The sequence below is a fragment of the Mycobacterium asiaticum genome (genome assembly GCF_001673315.1).
In the GTDB taxonomy this organism is placed as follows: domain Bacteria; phylum Actinomycetota; class Actinomycetes; order Mycobacteriales; family Mycobacteriaceae; genus Mycobacterium; species Mycobacterium asiaticum_B.
Genome location: NZ_LZLQ01000028.1, coordinates 1 through 21,188 on the forward strand (window position 1 = coordinate 1; position 21,188 = coordinate 21,188).

Genomic DNA, 21,188 nt, shown 5'->3' on the forward strand with positions numbered 1-21,188 from the left:
GGGCCGGCGCCGGACGCAGCACAACGTGTACATCCCGTGGACGATGACGGTCACGCCGATTTCGACGTCGGACGTCGGCTCGGTGGAGGCGTCCAGTCTCTTCCGGGTGAGCAGGCTGAATTGCTCGATCATTACCAACGACGGAACAGTGCTGTCCTCCAACAGCAATGACGCAGCCCAGACGAGCTGCTGATGGTCGGCAGGTATTCCTCGTATCGGCGCGGACCCGATCCCGTCGTGAACCCGGACCTCATCGACCGGATCATGATCGGAGCTTGCGCCGCGATCTGGCTGGTCCTGGTCGGCGTCAGCGTGGCGGCCGCTGTCACCCTCGCGGACCTGGGGCGCGGCTTCCACAAGGCGGCCCGGACCCCGCACACCACCTGGGTGTTGTATGCCGTCATCATCGTCTCGGCCTTGATCATCGCCGGCGCCATCCCAGTCCTGCTGCGCGCTCGTCGTGCGACGCAGATGGAGCCGATTGTGCGGTCACGGGCGCTGCAGGGCGGGGTGGTTCGGCAGCCAGTGCGGCAGTCCGGCCGCACCGGGGCCCGCGGATCCGCTGAGCCGGCCCGTCGGGAGCCGGTCAAAGCCTATGGGGCGCTTGACGAATGGTCCGGTGAGGTGGTGGACCGCATCTGGTTGCGCGGCACGCTTGCACTGACGACCGCGATTGGGGCGTCGCTGACCGCCGTGGCGGTCGGGACGTACTTGTTGGCTGCCGGGCACGAGGGCGGGGCGTGGGGCTGTTTCGGCCTCGCCGGGGCCATCGCGTTGGGCTTGCCCGCCATAGAGTTTCTGTACGTGCGGCAGATCCGTCGCGACTAGAACACGCGCAGGCGTGGCGGCTAAAACTCTGCATGCGTGGCGGTTAGAACCCCGCAAGCGTGGCTGCTGGAGCACGCGCGTGCCTCGCGTCTAGAACCCACGCCAGGCCCGGCGGCTAGAACGGTCGCGTAGCTCGCGGCTAGACACACGTGCCTGCGTCGCACTAGAACACGCGCACGCGTCGTTGCCGGGACACCGCCTGGATCGCCACCACAGCACTGGGAATGCGGCCGGGCAGGCCTTACCTAGAAAAGGGGGATGGGCGGCCGTTGGCCGCCCATCCGCACCTTCTTGTGTTCTCGTGCTGTTTCTACCTCTTGCTAGCGCCGGGAGGCGCGTCATGCTCACCGGTGGGAGCTCCGTGCCCGTTGGAGCCGTGTCCGTTGGAGCCGTGGCTGCTGGAACCGTGCCCGTTCGATCCAGCGATAGTCTCCTGATGCTCCCGCAGCGCGGTGAGAGCCCGATGTTCGGAAAGGTGGCTTGCCTCGCGCAGCGCGGCGTCCTGCGACGCCGGATCCGCGGTCAGGAAGCTGCCCGAACCTGGCGAGCCCGCCGAGCCCAGCTTGTTCATCCGCTTGGGCAATGGCGCACCCTGGTATTCCAGCGCCAGCGGGTGACCATGGTCGTCGACCGGGCCGAGCGGCTGATGCAGCTCGATGTAGGCGCCGTGCGGCAGCCGCTTGATGATGCCGGTCTCCACACCGTGCTCGAGCACCTCGCGGTCGCTGCGCTGCAGTCCGACCGCCCAGCGGTAAGCGATGAAGTAGACGAACGGCGGCAACACCACCATGCCGATACGCCCGATCCACGTGGTCGCGTTCAGCGAGATGTGGAACTTGTAGGCGATGATGTCGTTCATCGCTGCCAGCGTCAGCACCATGTAGAAGGCGATCGCCATCGAGCCCACCGCGGTGCGTACCGGGGCGTCTCGGGGCCGCACCAACAGATTGTGGTGCGCGTAATCCCCGGTGAACCGCTTCTCCAGGAACGGATAGACGATCAGCAGGACGAAGATCAGGCCCATGATGACCGCGACCCACACCGAGGCCGGGATGGTGTGGTGCCAGAAGTAGAACTCCCATGGCGGCCAGATACGAGCCAGGCCTTCCGTCCACATCATGTAGAAGTCCGGCTGCGAACCGGCCGATACCTGGGATGGCTTGTACGGACCCAGATTCCAGATCGGGTTGATCTGCAGCAAACCGCCCATCAGACCCAGCAGGCCGACGATGGCGGCGAAGAAGGCACCCGACTTGACGGCGAACACCGGCATGACTCGCACACCGACGACGTTGTGCTCGGTGCGGCCCGGGCCGGGGAACTGAGTGTGCTTCTGGAACCACACCAGCGCCAAGTGCGCGCCGATCAGGGCCAAGATGATCCCGGGCAGCAGCAGGATGTGCAGCGCGTAAAGCCGCGGGATCAAGATGGTCCCCGGGAAGTCGCCGCCGAACAGCGCCCAGTGCAGCCAGGTGCCGATCACCGGCATGCCCAGCGAGATCGAGGACAGCGCGGCGCGCAACCCGATTCCCGAGAGCAGGTCGTCGGGCAGCGAGTAACCGAAGTAGCCCTCGAACATGGCCAGGATCAACAGCAGCGAGCCGATCACCCAGTTGGCCTCGCGCGGACGCCGGAACGCGCCGGTGAAGAAGATGCGCGCCAGGTGCACCATGATCGACGCGGCGAAGATCAGTGCGGCCCAGTGGTGGATCTGCCGTACGAACAGTCCGCCCCGGACTTCGAAGGAGATGTTCAGCGCCGTCTCGTAGGCCCGGGACATCTCTACCCCGCGCAGCGGTTGGTAGACACCGTTGTAGGTGACCTCGGCCATCGACGGATCGAAGAACAAGCTCAGGTACACGCCGGTGATGAGCAACACGATGAAGCTGTACAGCGCGATCTCACCGAGCAGGAACGACCAGTGGGTGGGGAACACCTTGTTGAGCTGACGCCGTACCGCCGCCGACGGGTGATAGCGGCTGTCGATGGCCTCGCCCTGGCCGGCCAGGACGTCTCCGATTTTCGGGGGTTTCAATTTAGGACTCATGTTGTCGTGCGCTCCCAGAATGCCGGTCCGACGGGCTCGATGAAGTCACCGTTGGCGACTAGATACCCCTCGGAGTCGATTGTGATCGGCAGCTGCGCCAACGCACGGGCCGCCGGGCCGAAGATCGGCTTGGCGAAATGCAGCGCGTCGAACTGCGACTGGTGACATGGGCACAAAATCCGGTAGGACTGCTGTTCGTAAAGCGATGCGGGGCAACCCAGGTGGGAGCAGACCTTCGTGTAGGCGAAGAACTCTCCGAAGTTGAAGCTTTCCTGGCCCTTGCGCTTGACGACACGGTCGACGTCGCTGGGCTTGATCCGGATCAACATGACGGGGTTGCGGATACCCATCGCGATCGCGGTCAGCTTCTCGTGCGATTCCACAGTGGTGCCGTCGCCGTCCGACGGGCGCCACGGGAAGACCGTCTCCATGCCGCCGGCATCGATGTCCTCGGGACGCATTTTGATGAACGGTGGGCCGTCGTGGGCGCCGGTGGCCCGCGCCAGATAGATGGTTTCGCCTTTGACCCGGGGGGTCCAACCCGACGTCCACAGCTCAGCCTTCATGCCCTCGGCGGTGGAGACAACCGGCTTCCACGGGTTCTTTATCAATCCGCCGGCAAACGCGACCAGGGTGCCGAGACCGAACGCGCCCAGGCCGATTCCGAAGGACAGTCCAATCAGTTTCCGGCGCCCGACGGTGGAACCCTCGAAGGCGTCGGTCAGGTTCGCCACGACCGTCTTGCGGTCGAGGTCGCTGGAGGCGCCATCGTGCCGGTCCTGAATCGTAATCTCTTCGGGGATAAAGCGTTTCTGGAACAGCACCGCGCCGATCGCAATGCACAGGATGGACATTCCGAACGTCAGCCCATACAGCGGGGTGGCCAGCGTGTACCAGATGCTGCCGCTCTCGCCCTCTGCTTTGTAGTCCGCCGGCCAGAACAGGAAAACCAGCAGCAGGGCCAGCCCGAACCCGCCACCCAGCAAAAGCCACCGAGCCACCGAGCGCTCCGCGCGCTTCTCGGCCTTGGTCCCTTCGACCGGCCAGCGGGGCTCCTTATACGCGATCTGGAGGCCGTCGATCTTGCTCCCCAGCGCCAGCAGTTCCTCCCGTGACATGCGGGACAGGGCGGCGTCATCCGGCTCGGTTGCACCCATCTGGGTGTGGGTGTCGGTATCGGTGTTGACCCTGCCCTCGCCGCGGCCGCTCACGTCAGATCCGCCACTCATGATCGTGCCCCAATCCACAGTGCCAGGCCGATGGCCGCGACCATGCCGATGATCCATGCCGCCATGCCCTCGGGCGCGGGTCCGAATCCACCTAGTCCGTAGCCACCGGGCGAACGTTCCTCGGCGACGGTCCGCACGTAGGCGATGATGTCTTTCTTCGACTCGAACGACAGCTGCCGGTCGGAGAACTTCGGCATGTTCTGCGGTCCGGTCAGCATCGCGGTGAGAATCTGCTGTTCGTTAGCGGGGCCCAAATCGGGCGCGTACTTACCGGACGACAGTGCCCCGCCCTTACCGGTGAAGTTGTGGCAGGACGCGCAGTTGAGCCGGAACAGGTCGCCACCACGGCCCAGGTCGGTGCCCCGCAGCGAGTGAGTGGCGATGCTGCCGTCTGGCTCGCGCACCACGGTCGGCCCGCCGCCGTTGGCCTGCACGTAGGCGCCGATCGCGTCGATCTGCGCCTCGTCGAAGATCGGGTCCTTCCGCGGCGCCTGTGCCTCGCCGCGCATCGCCGGCATCCGGCCGGTCGACACCTGGAAGTACACCGCCGCCTCGCCCACGCCGATCAAGCTCGGACCGTGATCCGGCACGCCCTGCAGGTTGGCGCCGTGGCAGGACACGCAGGAGGTGTCGAACAGCTGCTTGCCGTTACGCAGCAGCGCCGATCCGGACTCGTCGGCTACCGCCACCTGGGGCGCCGGCGTCAGGACGGCGGCCAACCCGCCCGCGATGGTCAGGGCGATCAGCAGCAACAGTCCGCCGGACAGCCGGCGGTGCAATCGCCGCCGGGACCGGGCACTCTTGCCCGCGCCTGATCGGGTGGACCCCATTTTCTTCAACCGAACACTCCTCTTCATTGCTGTATTCGGAGCCGCGGGCTCATCGGATGAAATAAATCACTGTGAATAGCGCGATCCACACGATGTCCACGAAGTGCCAGTAGTAGGACACGACGATGCTGGCGGTGGCCTGTGCGGGGGTGAACTTGCTCATCGTGGTGCGCGCAAGCAGGAATATGAACGCGATCAACCCGCCCGTGACGTGCAACCCGTGGAAGCCGGTCGCCAGGTAGAAGACGCTGCCGTAGGCGCTGCCAGGGATCGTCGTGCCATGCGTGGCCAGGTGGTAGTACTCGTAGCCCTGGCCCAAGATGAAGAACAGCCCCATCAGGAACGTGATCACATACCAGCGGCGCAGCCCGAAAACGTCGCCGCGCTCGGCCGCGAACACCCCCATCTGGCAGGTGAACGACGACGCGATCAACACCAGCGTCACCGGAACGGCTTGATACAGATTCAGCTCGGTCGGCGGCGGCGGCCAGTTCCCGCCGGCCTGCGATCGCGCCGTGAAGTAGAACGCGAACAGGCCAGCAAAGAACATGAGTTCGCTGGAAAGCCACACTATGGTGCCAACACTGACCATGTTGGGGCGATTCAGCGAATGCACGCGCGAGGTAATCGCAGTACCCGAGGTCCCTACAGCACTCGTCACATCCGCAAGTATGACGCTTTGTAGTTGTCGAACTCTACCCGGGGCACAAATTCGTTCGTTACGTGTTCGAGATGCACCACGGGTGCCGGTTGGGAGCGGCTGATTCTCGTGGGACCATCGGCGACGTGGTTGCGTCAGGTGAGGCTGTGTCCTCGGGGGAGCGGCTCCCCGCGTCGTCCTGGCCGCACGTCCTGGGCCAGCTGACCGACGGACAGCACCTGGCGCGTGGGCAGGCCCACTGGGCGATGGATCAGATCATGGCCGGCGACGCGCAGCCGGCCCAGATCGCAGCGTTCGCCGTGGCGCTGAAAATGAAGGGCCCGACCTCCGGTGAGGTGAGCGAGTTGGCCGACGTCATGCTCAGCCACGCCGTCCCGGTCCCGATCGATCAGGATGCGGTGGACGTCGTCGGCACCGGCGGCGACGGGGTCAACACCGTCAACCTGTCCACGATGGCCTCGATCGTGGTGGCGGCCGCCGGGGTGCCGGTGGTCAAGCACGGCAACCGGGCGGCTTCGTCGCTGTCCGGCGGCGCCGACACCCTAGAGGCGCTCGGGGTGCGGATTGACCTGGGGCCCGAACAGGTGGCGCGCAGTGTCGCCGAGTTGGGCATCGGGTTTTGCTTCGCGCCGCAGTTTCACCCGTCGTATCGGCACGCATCGGCGGTACGCCGCGCGATCGGGGTGCCCACAGTATTCAATCTCCTTGGGCCGCTTACCAATCCAGCCAAACCGCGAGCCGGGCTGATCGGCTGCGCATTCGCAGATCTTGCCGAGGTAATGGCTGGGGTGTTTGCTGCGCGCCGTTCCAGCGTGCTGGTGGTGCATGGCGACGACGGGCTGGACGAGCTGACCACCACGACGACCAGCACCATCTGGCGGGTGCAGGCCGGCACCGTGGACAAGCTCAGGTTCGATCCCGCGGGATTCGGTTTCCCACGCGCCGAACTCGACGAGCTGCGTGGCGGCGACGCGGAGGCCAATGCAGGTTCAGTGCGCGCGGTCTTGGCCGGGGCCACCGGGCCGGTGCGCGACGCAGTGGTGCTCAACGCCGCGGGTGCCCTGGTGGCGCATGCCGGCTTATCCAGCCGCGCTGAATGGTTGCCGGCCTGGGAGGACGGGTTGCGCCGGGCTGCCCGTGCGATCGACAGCGGGGCGGCCGAACAGCTGCTCGCGCGTTGGGTGCGGTTCAGTAATCAGGTCTGAGGCCTGGCGGCTGGCCAGGCGTGCCGACCGTGCGGTGGCCGCCCATGCCGACCATGCACCCGCCGACCCCACCGGGGATGCCCAGCCCGCGTCGTCGATGCCCGAGCCGGTGACCCCGACGATGCGCACCCCGGGCGCCGCGAGCCAGCGGGCAATCAGTGCGGTCTCTTCGACCAGTGCGCCACCCAGCGGAGCGGGCGTCGGCAGGATCGCTTGCGCGCCGGCGCGAATCGCATCGATCACCGGCATCGGCGGCACGCCGCGCTGAGCGGAACCGGCGGCCGCGAGCTGTCCGTGGCGAATGACGGCAAGGAAGTAGCCGCCCTGCCCGTCTGGCGCGGCGACGATCAATTCCGCAAGCCCCGCCAGTGCCCGCAGGCGCTGGCCGCGCCACAACGCATCGATGGCCGTGGCCGCGTGATCACGCAGCCGCGCCGCGCTCTCGTAGTGGCGGCGCTCGGCCAGCACTGCGACCTGCTGGACCACCGCCGCCAGCGCGGAGTTGTCCACCCCGTCGATCAGCGCCAGGGCCCGCCGCGTCGAGGCCGCGTACTGTTCGGCTGTCGCGTCGCGGGCGCCGGGGCAGGGTGACACCTCGCGTACCGGACACGCGGGACCGTGCAGAGACGACCGCCCCAACCGCTTGGGGCAGGTGCGCACCCCGGTGAAGCGGGCGAACAGGGCGGCGGTGTCGGCGGCATCCGCGCGGGACCGAAATGGTCCGACGGTCCGGTCGTGCCGCGGATTGCGCACTACTGAGAACCGGGGAAACGCCTCGTCGGTGAGCACCACCCACCACCAGCGGTGCGGGAATTTCGATCGGCGGTTGTATGGGGGGGCGTGCGCGGCCAGCAGTCGTAGTTCGCGCACGCCCGCTTCCAGCGAGTGTGCGCATTCCACGTGGTCGACGGAATCGGCCAGACCGACCATTTCTTTCATCCGGGTGCGCGGGTCGGTGCCGTTGAAGTACTGGCTCACCCGGCGGCGCAGGTCCACCGCGGTGCCGATGTACAGCACCTCGCCGGACGGGCCGCGGAAGAGGTAGACCCCCGGCCGGCGGGGCAGGTGCTCGGCCAACACCCGCTTTCGGCGCTGTGCCGGACTCACGTTGGGCAGGTAAGACCGCAGGGCAGCGTAGGTGTGGATGCCCTGATTGCCGACACGTTCGATGAGGGCGTGCAGCACGTCGACCGTGGCGCGAGCGTCGTCGAGGGCGCGGTGGGTGGGCTGGGTCGCCACGGCGAAGAGGCGTGCCAGCTCGGCCAGTCGCACGCTCGGGGCTTCTTCGCGACTCAACACGCGCCGCGCCAGTCGGACGGTGCACAGCACCCGCGGTCGCGGCCACACGATCTGGCACCGCTCGGCGGCGGCGCGTAGAAAGCCGATGTCGAAACCGGCATTGTGCGCGACCAGGACGGAATCGCCGGCGAATTCGAGGAACATCGGCAATACCGATTCGATCGTCGGGGCGTCGCAGACCATTGCCGTGGTGATCCCGGTCAGCCGCACGATTTGCGGTGGGATGCTGCGCTGCGGGTCGACGAGCGTGGCGAATTCGCCGAGGACCGCGCCGCCGCGGACCTTGACCGCACCGATCTCGGTGATCGCGTCCGGGGTTGCCGTCCCGGTGCCCTGGGCGCGTCCGCCGGTGGTCTCCAGGTCGACGACCACGAAGGTGGTCTCCCGTAACGACAACTCTTCGGGCGCTTGCCATCCGGGCGACTGGGCGGCATCAGCGACGTCGGCGAAACTGAGTTGAGTCGCAGCGGTCGCAGCCATGGCGGTGACGTTAGGCATGCGCACCGACAGCGGTCGGTTCCCACGCCGGGCGTTGTTGTCGGTGCCCACCGTTACCGTGCGCATCAGCACGAAGTGTGGGAGTTATTGACTACCGGAAGGTCGACACAGATGGCATACAGCGGCGGAGCCGAAAGACCCGGTGGCGCAACGGCCAAACCGGGGGAGCCGGTGGTCATCGACTGCGACGATTGCGCGGTGCGCGGTCCGGGTTGCCGCGACTGCGTGGTCAGCGTTTTGCTCGGGGTGCCCGAAACCCTTTCCTACGACGAGCAAGTCGCGTTGGAGGCGCTGGCCGAGGTTGGGTTGGCGCCGCGGTTGCGGCTGGTCCCGGTTCGGCGTGGTGGTGAGTCGGGTGTGGCTTAGAAGTCGTGTAGGGTCGGCGACGGCGCTAAACACACTCACAGAGAAATGACATAATTCTTCCCAATTTCTTAACTCCTCCCTTTGGACAAACGTCGATATCGTTTCGTAACCTGTTTGAGACCTAAACCAGCTCGACGGATTTACGTCGATGGCAGTTTAAGGAAGCAAATCTTGAGGCTCGATAGGCATTCGATCGCGCATGTAGTCAAGCGGTCCGCCATCGGTTCGTTAGCCAGCTTCATCATCTTTGCGGGGGTTTCCGCCGCAACTGTGCTGGCCGATCCTGCCGAGGACGCGCTGGCAAAACTCAACGAACTGTCGCGGCAGGCTGAACAAACCACCGAGGCCATGCACAGCGCGCAGCTCGACTTGAACGAGAAACTCGCTGCGCAGCAGGCTGCGGAGCGCAAGCTCGCCGACGCCCAGGCCGCGCTGACGGCCGCGAAAGAACGGCTGGCCACTTTCCAGACTGCGGTCAACAAGGTTGCCGCCGCCACCTACATGGGTGGGCGCACCGACGGCCTGACCGCGATCCTGACCGCCGAGTCCCCGCAGCTGCTGATCGACGGGCTAGCGGTGCAGCGGGTGATGGCGCGGCAGATGTCTTCGCAGATGACCGGTTTCAAGGCCGCCGGCGCGGAAGCGACCAAGGCCGAGCAGGTGTCGGCAAGATCGGCCGCCGACGCCAAGTCCGCTGCTGAGCAGGCTGCGGCGGTGCGGGCCAACCTGCAACACAAGCAGAGTCAGCTACAGGTGCAGATCGCTGTGGTCAAGTCGCAGTACATGGCTTTGACCCCGGATCAGCGCACCGCGATGGCCAATCCGGGCCCGGTTCCCGAGCGCCTTCCGGATGGAGCGCCCGGGGCGCCCGCGCCCGAAGCGCTGCCACCGGGTCCAGACGGTGCGCCCGCACCTGGTCAGGCGCCGGCGCCCGGTGGCGTGACCGGAGTGCCCTTCACGGCCCCCGGTGAGGGTGCCACCGGTGACCGCGCCGTTGTCGTACAGGCCGCACTGACCCAGATCGGCTCGCCCTATGTCTGGGGCGGTGCCGCACCCGGCGGCTTCGACTGCTCGGGCCTGGTGATGTGGGCGTTCCAACAGGCCGGCATCTCGCTGCCGCACTCCAGCCAGGCGCTGGCGCACGGTGGTCAGCCGGTGGCGCTGTCCGACCTGCAGCCCGGCGACGTGCTCACCTTCTATTCAGACGCATCGCACACTGGGATCTATGTCGGTGACGGCATGATGGTGCACTCCTCCACCTACGGCCAGCCGGTTCGGGTGGTGCCGATGGAGTCGTCCGGTCCGATCTACGACGCCCGCCGCTACTGACGCTCTCGGCGCGGTGCTGCCGCGCCGACGGCTTTCACTGCTGCTTGCCTTTGTATTCCTGATCGAGACGGCGGCTGTCCTGCCGGTTGCTGCGGGCCAGGACCCGCCGGTGGCACGTTCAGCGGTTGCTGCGGGGCAGGACCCGCCCGCGGCACGCCCAGCGGTTGCTGCGGGGCAGGACCCGCCCGCGGCACGCCCAGCGTCTGCCCCGGCCCCCACGCTGATGATGGTGGGCGATCGAGCCGTCCGGCTGACCAATATCGGGGGTTCCCGCGGCGATCAACTGCTGTCCCGAGTCGGGTCCGATATCCGTGGCGCCCTGGACGCGGTACTGGCGTTCTGGGGAGGGGACTGGACGCACGAGGTCTCGGTGCTGGCCACCGGTTCGGATGAACAGTTCCGGGCTGCGGCCGGGGGTGGACCGGCCGCGCAGTGGGCGGATATCGCCGCGGTGACGGTGTTCGAGCGCGTGGACCCGACCACCCGCTCGGCGGTCGGACAGCGGATCGTCTTCGCGCCCGGCGCGGCCGACATGAGCGCAGATGCCCTGCGAATAGTGGTGACACACGAGCTTTTCCATTACGCCGCCCGAGCGAGCACCGCACTGAATGCGCCGCAGTGGCTGACCGAGGGGGTGGCGGATTTCGTGGCCCGGCGGCCAGCGCCGTTACCGCCCGGTGCGTCGTCCTCGGTGGTCTCGCTGCCCTCGGATCGCGACCTGGACACGCCTGGGGCGCAGCGCTCCCGCGCCTATGACCGGGCCTGGTGGTTTGCCCGTTTCGTCGCTGATCGCTACGGGCCGGCGAAGCTGCGCGAACTCTATGTGGCTGCGTGCGGGGCCGGGCATTCCGATCTGCCCACCGCCGCCGAGCGGGTACTGGGACTCGACGCGGCCGCGCTGCTGGCGGGCTGGCGGCAGTGGATCGACAGCGCGGGGTGATCTGACGCGATCGTGTGACGGCACCCAGGGACGTGCCGTATCGCCGCGAGGGCGCGTGTAGGCACGGCGACACGCCGCTGCACCCGGCATTTGGGGGACGCTCGTCGCCCGGGGCCACGCTAACGTGTCGTGCGTGAGCCGGGTCCTGCTGGTAACGAACGACTTTCCGCCGCGGCGCGGCGGCATCCAGTCCTACCTGGGCGAGTTCGTCAGTCGGCTGGTTGACTCCGGGAAATACAACGTCACGGTGTATGCGCCGAAGTGGAAGGGCGCGGAGGCTTTTGATCAGGCAGCCGTAGCCGCGGGCTATAGGGTGGTGCGTCATCCCAGCACCCTGATGCTGCCCGTCCCGACAGTCGATGCTCGGATGCGGCGGCTCATCGAGGAAAACGACATCGACACGGTGTGGTTCGGCGCGGCAGCGCCGTTGGCTCTACTAGCGCCGCGGGCCCGGCAGGCCGGCGCGGGTCGGGTGCTGGCCAGCACACATGGTCACGAAGTGGGATGGTCGATGCTTCCGGTGGCCCGATCGGTGCTGCGCCGCATCGGTGACGACACCGACGTGGTCACGTTCGTCAGTCGTTACACCCGGTCGCGTTTCGCGCCGGCGTTCGGACCAGACGCCGCCCTGGAATACCTGCCACCCGGGGTAGATAGTGACCGGTTCCGGTCTGACCCCGCCGCCCGCGCTGAGCTGCGTGAGCGCTACGGAGTGGGCGAGCGGCCGACCGTGGTGTGCCTGTCCCGGCTGGTGCCTCGCAAAGGCCAGGACATGCTGATCAGGGCCCTGCCGTCAATCCGGCGGCGCGTCGACGGCGCGGCTCTGGTAATTGTCGGCGGTGGTCCCTACCTGGAGCCGCTGCGCAAGCTGGCCCGCGAATGCGGGGTGGCCGAGCATGTGACGTTCACCGGCGGCGTCCCGGGTGACGAACTACCCGCTCATCATGCGATGGCAGACGTCTTCGCGATGCCGTGCCGCACCCGGGGTGCCGGCATGGACGTGGAGGGCTTGGGCATCGTGTTTCTGGAGGCCTCGGCGACCGGGATACCGGTAATCGCCGGGGACTCGGGCGGCGCACCGGAAGCCGTGCAGCACAACAAGACCGGGTTGGTAATCGACGGCACGTCGGTTGACGAGGTCGCCGAAGCAGTGACCGAGTTGCTGTCCGATCGCGATCGTGCCGCCGCGATGGGCGCCGCGGGCCGGGAATGGGTGACGACGCAATGGCGCTGGGACGTCCTTGCCTCCCGCCTCGGGGATTTGTTGCGAGGCAAGCCGGACTCTTCGAGTTAAAGCCTGTCAACCGATCGGAACTGGGTCACTCCGGCTCTCGGCCGCGTCGCGTTAGAAACCTGTCAACCGATCGCAGAGACATCAAATGCGCTGCAGACTTCGTTGGCTCTTGAGTGTCTTTAATTCATCCCACTTCGAGATGATGTCGGGAATCAGTGGGGAAGTGGTGCCGTAGAGTTCACTCAAATCCTCATCTGCCACCAGCTTGTCCCCGGCAACGAAACATGTCCTCGACAACGCCATCGCATGCAAGGTGTCATTCCGCAGGAACCGATGTTCGAGATAAACGTATCCATTCTTCCAATAGATCACCTTGGACACCACCTGGTACTTTTGGAATAACCGCACCGGTCGCATGATGCTGAGCTCGAGTGAAACCGTCAGCGGGTTCCACTTCCGCTTGAGGATGATGCCCAGTTTCCGGTAGTGGATCAGCATGTAGTACTTGGTCAGATCCACGACGCGGTTGTACTTGGAATTGTCCATCATCATGAACAGATTGCATTCGCCGGGCATCGCCCTCAGGGTGATGCGATTCTCTTCAAGAATATGTTGGGAGTCTTTGTCGTGAAAGAAGATGCTTTTGAACCACAAGGTTATCAATCTGGTGTAATAGAGCATCTACTCTCCCGTGACTAGGCTCTGATCCGGTGCAGATAATTAAACCCCGATATCCACGTGAACTTTAGAAGAAAAGTTATGGACCCGGGTGACGCAGAAGTGCTGGCAGAATGTTGACAGGCAGGCGCACGGTTGGCAATGGACAAAATGGTCAAGGTAAAAGAATTTTCATGTGCAAGATGCACAAGTGAAAATTCCCGGCATATCTGACGAAGGGCGCCGGGGTGGCAGCGCCGGTACCTGCAGAGCAAACCCCGCATGGCTCACGCTAAGCGGCACCGCCCGGTGTCCGCCGGTGCGCCGGGGTCCCAGCAGTGCACTGAGGTTCGACGGTGTCTCAAGCACCTACGGACCGGGGCAGTGTCCATCAACACTGCTCATCGTCGGAACGCGTATCAGTCCTTGGAGTAGATCGCCTCGATGTCGGCGGCGAACTTCTCGGCCACCACGTTGCGCTTGACCTTCATGGTCGGGGTGAGCTCACCGGTGTCCTCGGTGAAGTCGACGGGCAGAATGCGAAATTTGCGGATCGACTCCGCGTGCGAAACCTGCTGGTTGGCCTTCTTGACAGCTGAGTCCACCTCGGCGACCAGGTCCGGGTCGGTGGCAAGGTCGCCGACCGAGGCGCTGGCGGACTTGCTGTTGCGTTGCTTCCAGCCGTCGAATGATTCCGGGTCGATGGTGATCAGTGCGCCGATGAAGGGCTTGTTATCCCCGACTACCATCGCCTGGCTGATCAGCGGATGCGAGCGCAACTGGTCCTCCAAGACAGCCGGCGCCACGTTTTTGCCGCCCGCGGTCACGATGAGTTCCTTCTTACGACCAGTGATGCTCAAGAAGCCATCCTCGTCGATCGAGCCCAGGTCGCCGGTGCGGAACCATCCATCGGTGAAGGCCTCTTCGGTGGCCTGCTCGTTGCGCCAGTAGCCGCTGAATACCACCCCACCGCGTACCAGCAGTTCTTTGTCCTCGGCGATCTTGAGGCTGTTGCCGGGCACCAACTTTCCGACCGTCCCGATCTTCAGGCCTTTGATCTGGTTGACGGTGATGGCCGCACTCGTCTCGGTCAACCCGTAGCCCTCATAGATGGTGACTCCGACACCCCGATAGAAGTGGCCCAGTCGGGCTCCCAGGGGCGCTCCGCCGGAGACCGCCGCTCGGCAATTCCCACCCAGGGCCGCACGCAACTTCCCGTAAACCAGCTTGTCGAACACCGCGTGCTTGGCGCGCAGCACCAATCCCGGCTTGCCGTCGTCGTGGGCCCGACTCCAGTCGACCGCGGTCTCCGCAGCCGCTTTGAAGATCGGACCCTTGCCGTCATTGGACGCATTCTGCTCGGCGGTGTTGTACACCTTTTCGAACACGCGCGGAACCGACACCACCACCGTCGGCTTGAATTCGGCGAACAGGGGCAGCAGGTTCTTGATGTCGCTGGTGAATCCGACGGTGACCTTGCTGGTGAACGCAGACAGCGTCAGGGCACGGGCCAGCACGTGAGCCAGTGGCAGGAACACCAGCAGCCGCTCGCCCTCGCGCAACAACTGCGGCAGGCACTCCTGGACGCCGCGGATCTCGTGCAGCAGGTTCGAGTGGGTCAGCTGGCAGCCTTTGGGCCGGCCAGTGGTGCCCGAGGTGTAGATCAGCGTCGCCGCGTGCTCGGCGCTCAATGCCTCTTGCCGTGCCGACAGTTCGGCCGCGTCCACCGATGCGCCGGCCTCCGCCAACTGGTCCAGCGCCTTGGGTCCCGAGCCGTCGATGTGCAGCACCCGGCGAAGCTCCGGAAGGTCGCCGGTGAGCTCGGTGACCATCGCGGCGTGGGCGTCAGTGTGGGCAAACGCCACCACGGCTCCGGAGTCCTTCAGCACCCAACGCACCTGCTCAGCGGAGGATGTCTCGTAGATCGGAACGGTGACCGCGCCTACGGCCAGGATCGCCAGGTCAAGGATCGCCCACTCGTAGCAGGTGGCCGAAAAGATCGATACCCGATCGCCCGCCTCGACGCCCAGTGCGATCAGACCCAACGCGGCGGATTGGACATGCTCGGCCGCTTGCGCGCAGGTCACGTCGGTCCAAGTGTCGTCGACCCGACGCTGGTAGATCACATAATCCGGGTCGTCGCGCTCATGCTCGAACACCACGGCCGCGACGTTGTCGTGCTCGTCGACGCTGAAGCGGGCGGGGACACTGTACTGACGCACTTGAAGTTACCTCGCTTGACCTAGGGCGGCGCTTCTTGCCGGTTGCTGTTCCCAAGCCTAATGCCGTCATTCGCGCAGCGTGGAGACGCCCGGTCGGGACCTCGCATGGATGGCTGACAGGGCCGATATGTGAAGCTGAGGCGATGAACAGCATCCAGATCGCTGACGAAACATATGTAGCCGCCGACGGCGCTCTGGTTGGTGCCGCTGTCTCCGACAAATCCAAGTGGCGGAGATGGTGGCCTGATCTGCAGTTGACGGTCACCGAGGATCGTGCCGAGAAGGGCATGCGGTGGACGGTCGCTGGCGCGCTGACCGGCACCATGGAGGTCTGGCTGGAACCGTCGATGGACGGTGTGATCCTGCATTACTTCCTGCACGCGGAGCCGACCGGAGTGTCGGGGCCGGAGCTGGCCAAGCTGAACCTCGCCAAGCTGACGCATCGCCGTCGAGTGGCGGGCAAGAAAATGGCGTTCGAGGTGAAAACGACGTTGGAAGAGGCACGTCCGGTGGGTGTTTCTCCGGTAGTTTAACCGGATCAGGCAGGGCGGTGGGGGCGCTCCCGCAACCGACCGGGTGAACCAGGAAAGGGAAGCAGTCAAGTGGCGGACAAGACAACGCAGACGATCTACATCGACGCGGATCCTGCTGAGGTGATGCACGCCATCGCCGACATCGAGTCCTACCCGGACTGGATCAACGAGTACAAAAAAGTCGAAATCCTCGAGGCCGACGACGACGGATATCCCAAAAAAGCTCGGATGTTGATGGACGCCACCATCTTCAAGGACACCTTGATCATGAACTACCAGTGGCCCGACGACCGCAAATCGCTGAGTTGGACCCTGGAATCCAGCTCGTTGCTGAAGTCTCTGGAAGGTTCATACATCTTGGCGCCCAAGGGTTCTGGGACCGAAGTCACCTATGAGCTGGCGGTCGACCTGGCCGTACCGATGATCGGCATGCTCAAGCGCAAGGCCGAACGCCGATTGATCGACGGAGCGTTGAAAGATCTGAAGAAACGAGTCGAGGGCTGAGTGATTCCGCGGCGCCCACCCCGGCCCGGATCAGCCTCTTCGTAGGTAAAGGCGGGGTAGGGAAATCCACCCTGGCGTGTGCGACTGCTGTTCGTGACGCCAGCGATGGTCAGCGCGTGCTGGTCGTGTCCACCGACCAAGCGCACTCGCTGGGCGACGTGCTGGGCGTTCCGGTTCCGCCGACCGGCCAGGGCGAAGCCGTGCGGGTGCTCGCTGACGACCCGGAGACCGGCGGCGGCTATCTCGACGCGTTGGCTTTGGACACCCTGGCCCTGCTCGAGGACCGGTGGCTCGACGTGGCCGCCGCGCTCGGCGCGCGATTTCCCGAGTCTGATCTCAGTCGCGTTGCGCCCGAAGAACTTTCAGCGCTGCCCGGCATCCAGGAGGTGCTCGGGCTGCACGCCGTCGGCGACCTGGCGACATCGGGACGATGGGATCGCATCGTGGTCGACTGCGCCTCGACCGCGGACGCGTTACGAATGCTGACCCTGCCGGCAACATTTGCGTTGTACGTGGAACGGGCGTGGCCGCGGCACCGCCGGCTCAGCATCGGCGCCGACGACAGCCGCTCGGCGGCGGTGGTGCAATTGCTGGAACGGGCCAGCGCCGGGGTGGAGCGGCTCAGCTCGTTGCTGACCGACGCTGAACTGGTCAGCGCGCACCTTGTCCTCACTCCCGAGCGGGTGGTTGCCGCGGAGGCGGCCCGTACCCTGGGCTCGCTCGCCCTGATGGGGGTGCGGGTAGCAGAACTGCTCGTCAATCAGGTGCTCATCCAGGACGAGACCTACGAATACCGAAGCCTGCCGGACCATCCGGCGTTCTACTGGTATTCGGAGCGCATTTCCGAGCAGCGGGCCGTCCTGGAGGAACTGGACGCCACCATCGGTGACGTGGCGCTGGTACTCGTCGCGCACCAAGCGGGGGAGCCCATTGGGACCAAGGCGCTGGGTGGGCTGCTCGACAGCGCCCGTCGCCGCCGCGGTGGCCCCCCGCCGGCACCGCTGCGTCCCGTCGTCGACCTGGAGTCCGGCTCGGGGCTGGAATCGGTCTACCGACTGCGGCTGGCGTTGCCCCAGCTTGACCCCGGATCGCTGGCGCTCGGTCGCTCGGACGACGACCTGATCATCAGTGCGGGCGGGGTACGCCGCCGGATTCGGTTAGCCTCGGTGTTACGTCGATGTACCGTGCTGGACGCACAGTTGCGTGGCGGTGAGTTGACGGTTCGTTTCCAACCAGATCCGGAGGTATGGCCAAAGTGAGCACGGGTCATACCGATATCGGACCGGAGTTGCGCCGGTTGGCGCAGGCCATCGTGGACGGGATCGATCCTGCCGTGCGGGCCGCCGCCACCCTGGCGTCCAGCGGGGGCCCCGGCAAGTGCCAACAGGTGTGGTGCCCGGTGTGCGCGTTGGCAGCGGTGGTCAACGGTGAGCAGCACCCGATGGTGACGGTCATCGCCAACCACAGCGTCGCGTTGCTCGAAGTGATTCAGTCCATCGTCGACGACATGCACCACGTGGCCGATCCACCGCCGGACGGTGACCCGTCCGAAGGGGGTTCGGCCACCGAACCGTCCGCGCCGAGCACCAACGGTAATGGCGCCACCCGGACCGGCTACCAGGCCATCCCGGTTACTCTGCGGGAGTGAGCCCGCGATAGCGGCCCTACTTCGCGATGTGGTCCGGGTCATCGCGGATCGGTACAGTTGGCGCAGACACCATCCGGTGCGGCCGAAGGGGAACCATGTGGTACTACCTGTTCAAGTACATCCTTCTCGGCCCGCTGCTGTCCCTGCTCGGTCGTCCGAAAATCGAAGGGCTGCACCATGTCCCGAGTTCTGGCCCGGCGATTCTGGCCAGCAACCATTTGGCGGTCATGGACAGTTTCTTCCTGCCGCTGGTGGTGCGGCGACGGATCACCTTCCTTGCCAAGTCTGAATACTTCACCGGTACCGGGCTGAAGGGCTGGTTCAACCGCTGGTTCTATACGGCCGTCGGGCAGGTGCCGATCGACCGCAGCGATTCCGAAGCCGCACAGGCCGCGCTGGAGACCGCCAAAGTAGTGCTGCGCCAGGGCAAGCTGCTGGGGATGTACCCCGAGGGCACCCGCTCGCCGGACGGCCGACTGTACAAGGGCAAGACCGGGTTGGCGCGTCTCGCGTTGCAGACCGGGGTTCCGGTGATCCCGGTGGCGATGATCGGCACCAACGTGGTCAACCCGCCCGGCAGCTCGATGTTGAGGTTCGGTCGCGTCACGGTCCGTTTTGGCGAGCCGATGGATTTCTCGCGTTTCGACGGGCTGTCCGGCAACCACTTCATCGAGCGCGCCGTCATCGACGAGGTGATGTACGAACTGATGGGTCTGTCCGGTCAGGAGTACGTCGACATTTATGCCGCCAGTGTCAAAGACGGCAGCGCCGAGGACAACGACGGGGAAGGCTCTAAATCGGATTCGGCTGAGGCCGACCGGATCCCGGAGACCCAGGCCGGTTGACTGACTCCGATTGATTCAGCCCGCGGCCGATACCCGGGTGGTTGATTCAGCCCGCGGCTGCTACCGGGGTGCGTTCGCGCGTCGCCAACCGCGTCGGCGCTAGTTGAGCCGTGACGGTCAGGCCGGCGATCACGATGACCGCCAGCGCCCACCAGACATACGACATCCCCAGCAGTTGCCGCCACCACGCAGCCGTCGTCTCGTGGTGCTTGGGCAGCAGGTCGATGGGCGTCCACCGCATCACCGCGAAGCCCACCGCGGTGACCACGCCCAAGGCGACGTTGCGGCGCCGCCACGCCATCACGCCCGTCACCAAGACCGCGGGCAGCATCCAGACCCAGTGATGCGACCAGGAAACCGGTGATACCACCAATCCGAACAACGCGACGCAGATGATGGCCAGCGGAGACTCGTCGGCGCGCAGCACCCGGCGCATCGCCCAGATCGTCATCGCCAGCACCAGCAGACACGCCAGCACCCACAGCGGGAACCGTTCGTGCTGGCCGAGGCCCAGCCGGGCCAGCGCGCCGGCGATGTTCTGGTCGGTGTTCAGCGCCGTGTCACCGATGCGGTCGGTGTGGTGCAGCGTGTGTGTCCAGTACTCCAACGAATCCCGCCAGGCCAGGGCGAAACCCACCAGCGTCGCGCCGACGAAAGTCACCACGGAGGTGATCGCGGCCCGCTTGTCTCGCCGGAGCAGGAAGTACAGCAAGAAGACCGCAGGGGTGAGTTTGAGTGCGATACCCAGGCCCAGCAGCAGACCTCGCGGCCAGGGCGTGCGACGCGGGAAGCAATCGGCAATCACCAGCGTCATCAACACGGCATTGATCTGGCCGAAGGCGAAGTTCGAGCTGATCGGCTCCAGCCAGATCGACGCCGGTGCGACGATCACCACGGCCAGCCACGCCCGGCGCAGCCACGCCGGGCCGGAAAGCACATCCGAGCCGGCCCAGACGTCGAGGCGGGTCAACACGATGACGGTCGATGCCAGCAGCATGGCCAGCGTCAACCCGGTGATCGCGACGCTGGCGGCAGGCATCCCCATCCAGGCGAACGGACTGAACAGCACCGCGGACAGCGGGGGATAGGTGAACGGCAGGTCCACGATCGGCGTATGGAACATCACGGTCCCGTACAGCGGACGTCCGTCCAACCAGGCTCGGCCGCCCATCTGATAGACGTCGATGTCGATGCGGTAGGGGATGTGCCCGAATAACTGCCAGCACGTGTAGCCCAGGGCCGCAGCCGCCAGCAGCCAGAGCAGGCACCACAACCACACCCGCCCCAGTCGACTGCCCGCGACGGGCGACTGCGATTTACTCATGTCGAGGACAGCCTAATCGTTATGGTGCGAGATCTGGCCCGCGCAGCGCGGCTTCCGGCGCGGGCGCGCCCGCGGGCGTAGCTTTTTATGGTGGGCCATTGGCTGCAGCATGACATCGTCGACCGCGGCAGGCTGCCGCTGTTGTGCTGTCTGATCGCCTTCATCCTGACCTTCTTCGTCACCCGGTCCTGCGTGCGATTCATCCGTCATCGCGGGGACCGGGGCAGGCCGGCGAGGTGGTGGCAGCCGCGCAACATTCACGTCGGGGCGGTGCACATCCACCATGTGGCGTTCGGTGTGGTGCTGGTGATGTTGTCCGGACTGACCCTCGTAACCCTGGCTGTCACCGGGCGTGAGTCTCAGTTCACCATCGCGGCAACCCTTTTCGGCATCGGCGCGGCTCTGGTGCTGGACGAGTATGCGCTGATCCTGCACCTGTCGGACGTGTACTGGGAGGAGGATGGGCGCAGCTCGGTGGACGCCGTGTTCGCCGCGGTGGCCGTTGCCGGCCTGCTGATGCTGGGCCTGCACCCGTTGATGTTCATCCTGCCGATCCGCCACGACGGCAACTGGGTGACGCTGCAGAGCACACTGGCCGGCGGGCTGGTGCTGACGCTGCCGTTGGCGGTGGTGGTGCTGCTCAAGGGCAAGGTCTGGACGGGCCTGCTGGGCATGTTCATCGTGGTCCTGCTGGTCATCGGCGCAATCCGCTTGTCGCGGCCGCACGCTCCGTGGGCACGCTGGCGCTACACCACCCGGCCGGCCAAAATGCGCCGCGCCCTGGATCGTGAACGACGGTGGCGACGGCCAGTGGTGCAGGCCAAATTGTGGTTGCAGGGCGCGATCGCCGGGACGCCACGGCTGCCCGACGATCGCATCGTCGACGCCCAGTTGGACCTGGATGTACATCCCGCGCCGCCGCCCGAGGGCACCGAGCCCATTCCGCTCAGCGCGTGACTCCGTCTTCTCGCCGCGCTGAGGCGCACTAA

Annotated in this window: 19 protein-coding genes and 2 pseudogenes; 13 read left to right on the forward strand and 8 right to left on the reverse strand. The window is 65.8% G+C overall.

Going from position 1 to position 21,188, the window contains the following annotated elements; all coding sequences use genetic code 11:
• Together A5636_RS25275 and A5636_RS04980 are read left to right on the forward strand one after the other, a co-directional pair.
• A pseudogene (locus tag A5636_RS25275) lies at positions 1 to 193 on the forward strand (MmpS family transport accessory protein); the annotation flags it as partial.
• Positions 193 to 828, forward strand: coding sequence for a DUF2561 family protein (locus tag A5636_RS04980; RefSeq protein ID WP_065157601.1), 636 nt, complete (start codon positions 193 to 195; stop codon positions 826 to 828). The pseudogene A5636_RS25275 and the gene A5636_RS04980, both read left to right, overlap by 1 nt.
• A 310-nt stretch (positions 829 to 1,138) precedes the next feature.
• Here A5636_RS04980 and qcrB read toward each other — a convergent pair whose 3' ends face one another.
• The 4 genes from qcrB to ctaE all read right to left on the reverse strand — a co-directional run bounded on the left by qcrB (position 1,139) and on the right by ctaE (position 5,595).
• The gene (gene qcrB / locus A5636_RS04985) at positions 1,139 to 2,875 is read right to left on the reverse strand and encodes a cytochrome bc1 complex cytochrome b subunit (RefSeq protein ID WP_065157602.1); all 1,737 of its coding nucleotides are present in this window, start codon (positions 2,873 to 2,875) and stop codon (positions 1,139 to 1,141) included.
• Positions 2,872 to 4,032 carry a cytochrome bc1 complex Rieske iron-sulfur subunit gene (gene qcrA / locus A5636_RS04990; protein ID WP_253900502.1) on the reverse strand — a complete coding sequence of 387 codons (1,161 nt, stop codon included), beginning with the start codon at positions 4,030 to 4,032 and terminating at the stop codon, positions 2,872 to 2,874. The genes qcrB and qcrA overlap by 4 nt, the downstream gene beginning before the upstream one ends.
• A 68-nt stretch (positions 4,033 to 4,100) precedes the next feature.
• Entirely contained in the window at positions 4,101 to 4,943 is an 843-nt protein-coding gene (gene qcrC / locus A5636_RS04995; protein ID WP_155763603.1) for a cytochrome bc1 complex diheme cytochrome c subunit, read from the reverse strand.
• Between the two features lie 40 nt (positions 4,944 to 4,983).
• On the reverse strand, positions 4,984 to 5,595 hold the full coding sequence (ctaE, locus tag A5636_RS05000) for an aa3-type cytochrome oxidase subunit III (protein ID WP_065157605.1): 612 nt from the start codon (positions 5,593 to 5,595) through the stop codon (positions 4,984 to 4,986).
• A 125-nt stretch (positions 5,596 to 5,720) separates the two neighbouring features.
• On the opposite strand from ctaE, the gene trpD reads away from it, so the two are divergent.
• Entirely contained in the window at positions 5,721 to 6,800 is a 1,080-nt protein-coding gene (gene trpD, locus A5636_RS25280; RefSeq protein WP_437339804.1) for an anthranilate phosphoribosyltransferase, read from the forward strand.
• On the opposite strand, the pseudogene A5636_RS05005 reads toward trpD, so the two are convergent.
• Positions 6,738 to 8,663: pseudogene (locus A5636_RS05005) on the reverse strand (DEDD exonuclease domain-containing protein); the annotation flags it as partial. The gene trpD and the pseudogene A5636_RS05005 overlap by 63 nt on opposite strands.
• A gap of 45 nt (positions 8,664 to 8,708) precedes the next feature.
• On the opposite strand from A5636_RS05005, the gene A5636_RS05010 reads away from it, so the two are divergent.
• The 4 genes from A5636_RS05010 to pimB all read left to right on the forward strand — a co-directional run bounded on the left by A5636_RS05010 (position 8,709) and on the right by pimB (position 12,526).
• Positions 8,709 to 8,963, forward strand: coding sequence for a hypothetical protein (locus A5636_RS05010; protein ID WP_065157606.1), 255 nt, complete (start codon positions 8,709 to 8,711; stop codon positions 8,961 to 8,963).
• Positions 8,964 to 9,134: 171 nt separating this feature from the next.
• Complete coding sequence (gene ripC / locus A5636_RS05015) at positions 9,135 to 10,292, forward strand: peptidoglycan hydrolase RipC (protein WP_065157607.1); 1,158 nt, start codon at positions 9,135 to 9,137, stop codon at positions 10,290 to 10,292.
• A gap of 223 nt (positions 10,293 to 10,515) precedes the next feature.
• Positions 10,516 to 11,232 (forward strand): hypothetical protein, encoded by a 717-nt coding sequence (locus A5636_RS05020; protein ID WP_065157624.1) that lies wholly within the window; start codon positions 10,516 to 10,518, stop codon positions 11,230 to 11,232.
• A 133-nt stretch (positions 11,233 to 11,365) separates the two neighbouring features.
• Positions 11,366 to 12,526, forward strand: a complete 1,161-nt coding sequence (gene pimB / locus A5636_RS05025) for a GDP-mannose-dependent alpha-(1-6)-phosphatidylinositol monomannoside mannosyltransferase (protein ID WP_065157608.1) — start codon at positions 11,366 to 11,368, stop codon at positions 12,524 to 12,526.
• Between the two features lie 81 nt (positions 12,527 to 12,607).
• Here the strand turns inward: pimB and A5636_RS05030 are convergent, their stop codons facing one another.
• Complete coding sequence (locus A5636_RS05030; protein WP_172827155.1) at positions 12,608 to 13,042, reverse strand: thioesterase family protein; 435 nt, start codon at positions 13,040 to 13,042, stop codon at positions 12,608 to 12,610.
• A 500-nt stretch (positions 13,043 to 13,542) separates the two neighbouring features.
• Complete coding sequence (locus A5636_RS05035; RefSeq protein WP_065157610.1) at positions 13,543 to 15,345, reverse strand: AMP-dependent synthetase/ligase; 1,803 nt, start codon at positions 15,343 to 15,345, stop codon at positions 13,543 to 13,545.
• A 143-nt stretch (positions 15,346 to 15,488) separates the two neighbouring features.
• Here A5636_RS05035 and A5636_RS05040 point away from each other — a divergent pair, with 143 nt between their 5' ends.
• The 5 genes from A5636_RS05040 to A5636_RS05060 all read left to right on the forward strand — a co-directional run bounded on the left by A5636_RS05040 (position 15,489) and on the right by A5636_RS05060 (position 18,875).
• The gene (locus tag A5636_RS05040; protein WP_065157611.1) at positions 15,489 to 15,878 is read left to right on the forward strand and encodes a polyketide cyclase / dehydrase and lipid transport; all 390 of its coding nucleotides are present in this window, start codon (positions 15,489 to 15,491) and stop codon (positions 15,876 to 15,878) included.
• 69 nt (positions 15,879 to 15,947) lie between these two features.
• Positions 15,948 to 16,382, forward strand: coding sequence for an SRPBCC family protein (locus A5636_RS05045; RefSeq protein WP_065157612.1), 435 nt, complete (start codon positions 15,948 to 15,950; stop codon positions 16,380 to 16,382).
• A complete protein-coding gene (locus tag A5636_RS05050) occupies positions 16,379 to 17,641 on the forward strand; it encodes an ArsA family ATPase (RefSeq protein WP_081287610.1) in 1,263 nt (420 codons plus the stop codon). Before A5636_RS05045 ends, A5636_RS05050 begins: the two co-directional genes overlap by 4 nt.
• Entirely contained in the window at positions 17,638 to 18,030 is a 393-nt protein-coding gene (locus A5636_RS05055; RefSeq protein ID WP_065157625.1) for a hypothetical protein, read from the forward strand. Before A5636_RS05050 ends, A5636_RS05055 begins: the two co-directional genes overlap by 4 nt.
• Positions 18,031 to 18,125: 95 nt before the next feature.
• On the forward strand, positions 18,126 to 18,875 hold the full coding sequence (locus A5636_RS05060; protein WP_065157614.1) for a lysophospholipid acyltransferase family protein: 750 nt from the start codon (positions 18,126 to 18,128) through the stop codon (positions 18,873 to 18,875).
• A gap of 46 nt (positions 18,876 to 18,921) precedes the next feature.
• Here the strand turns inward: A5636_RS05060 and A5636_RS05065 are convergent, their stop codons facing one another.
• Complete coding sequence (locus A5636_RS05065) at positions 18,922 to 20,199, reverse strand: glycosyltransferase 87 family protein (RefSeq protein ID WP_065157615.1); 1,278 nt, start codon at positions 20,197 to 20,199, stop codon at positions 18,922 to 18,924.
• Between the two features lie 87 nt (positions 20,200 to 20,286).
• On the opposite strand from A5636_RS05065, the gene A5636_RS05070 reads away from it, so the two are divergent.
• A complete protein-coding gene (locus tag A5636_RS05070; RefSeq protein ID WP_065157616.1) occupies positions 20,287 to 21,156 on the forward strand; it encodes a hypothetical protein in 870 nt (289 codons plus the stop codon).
• Positions 21,157 to 21,188: the final 32 nt, after the last annotated feature.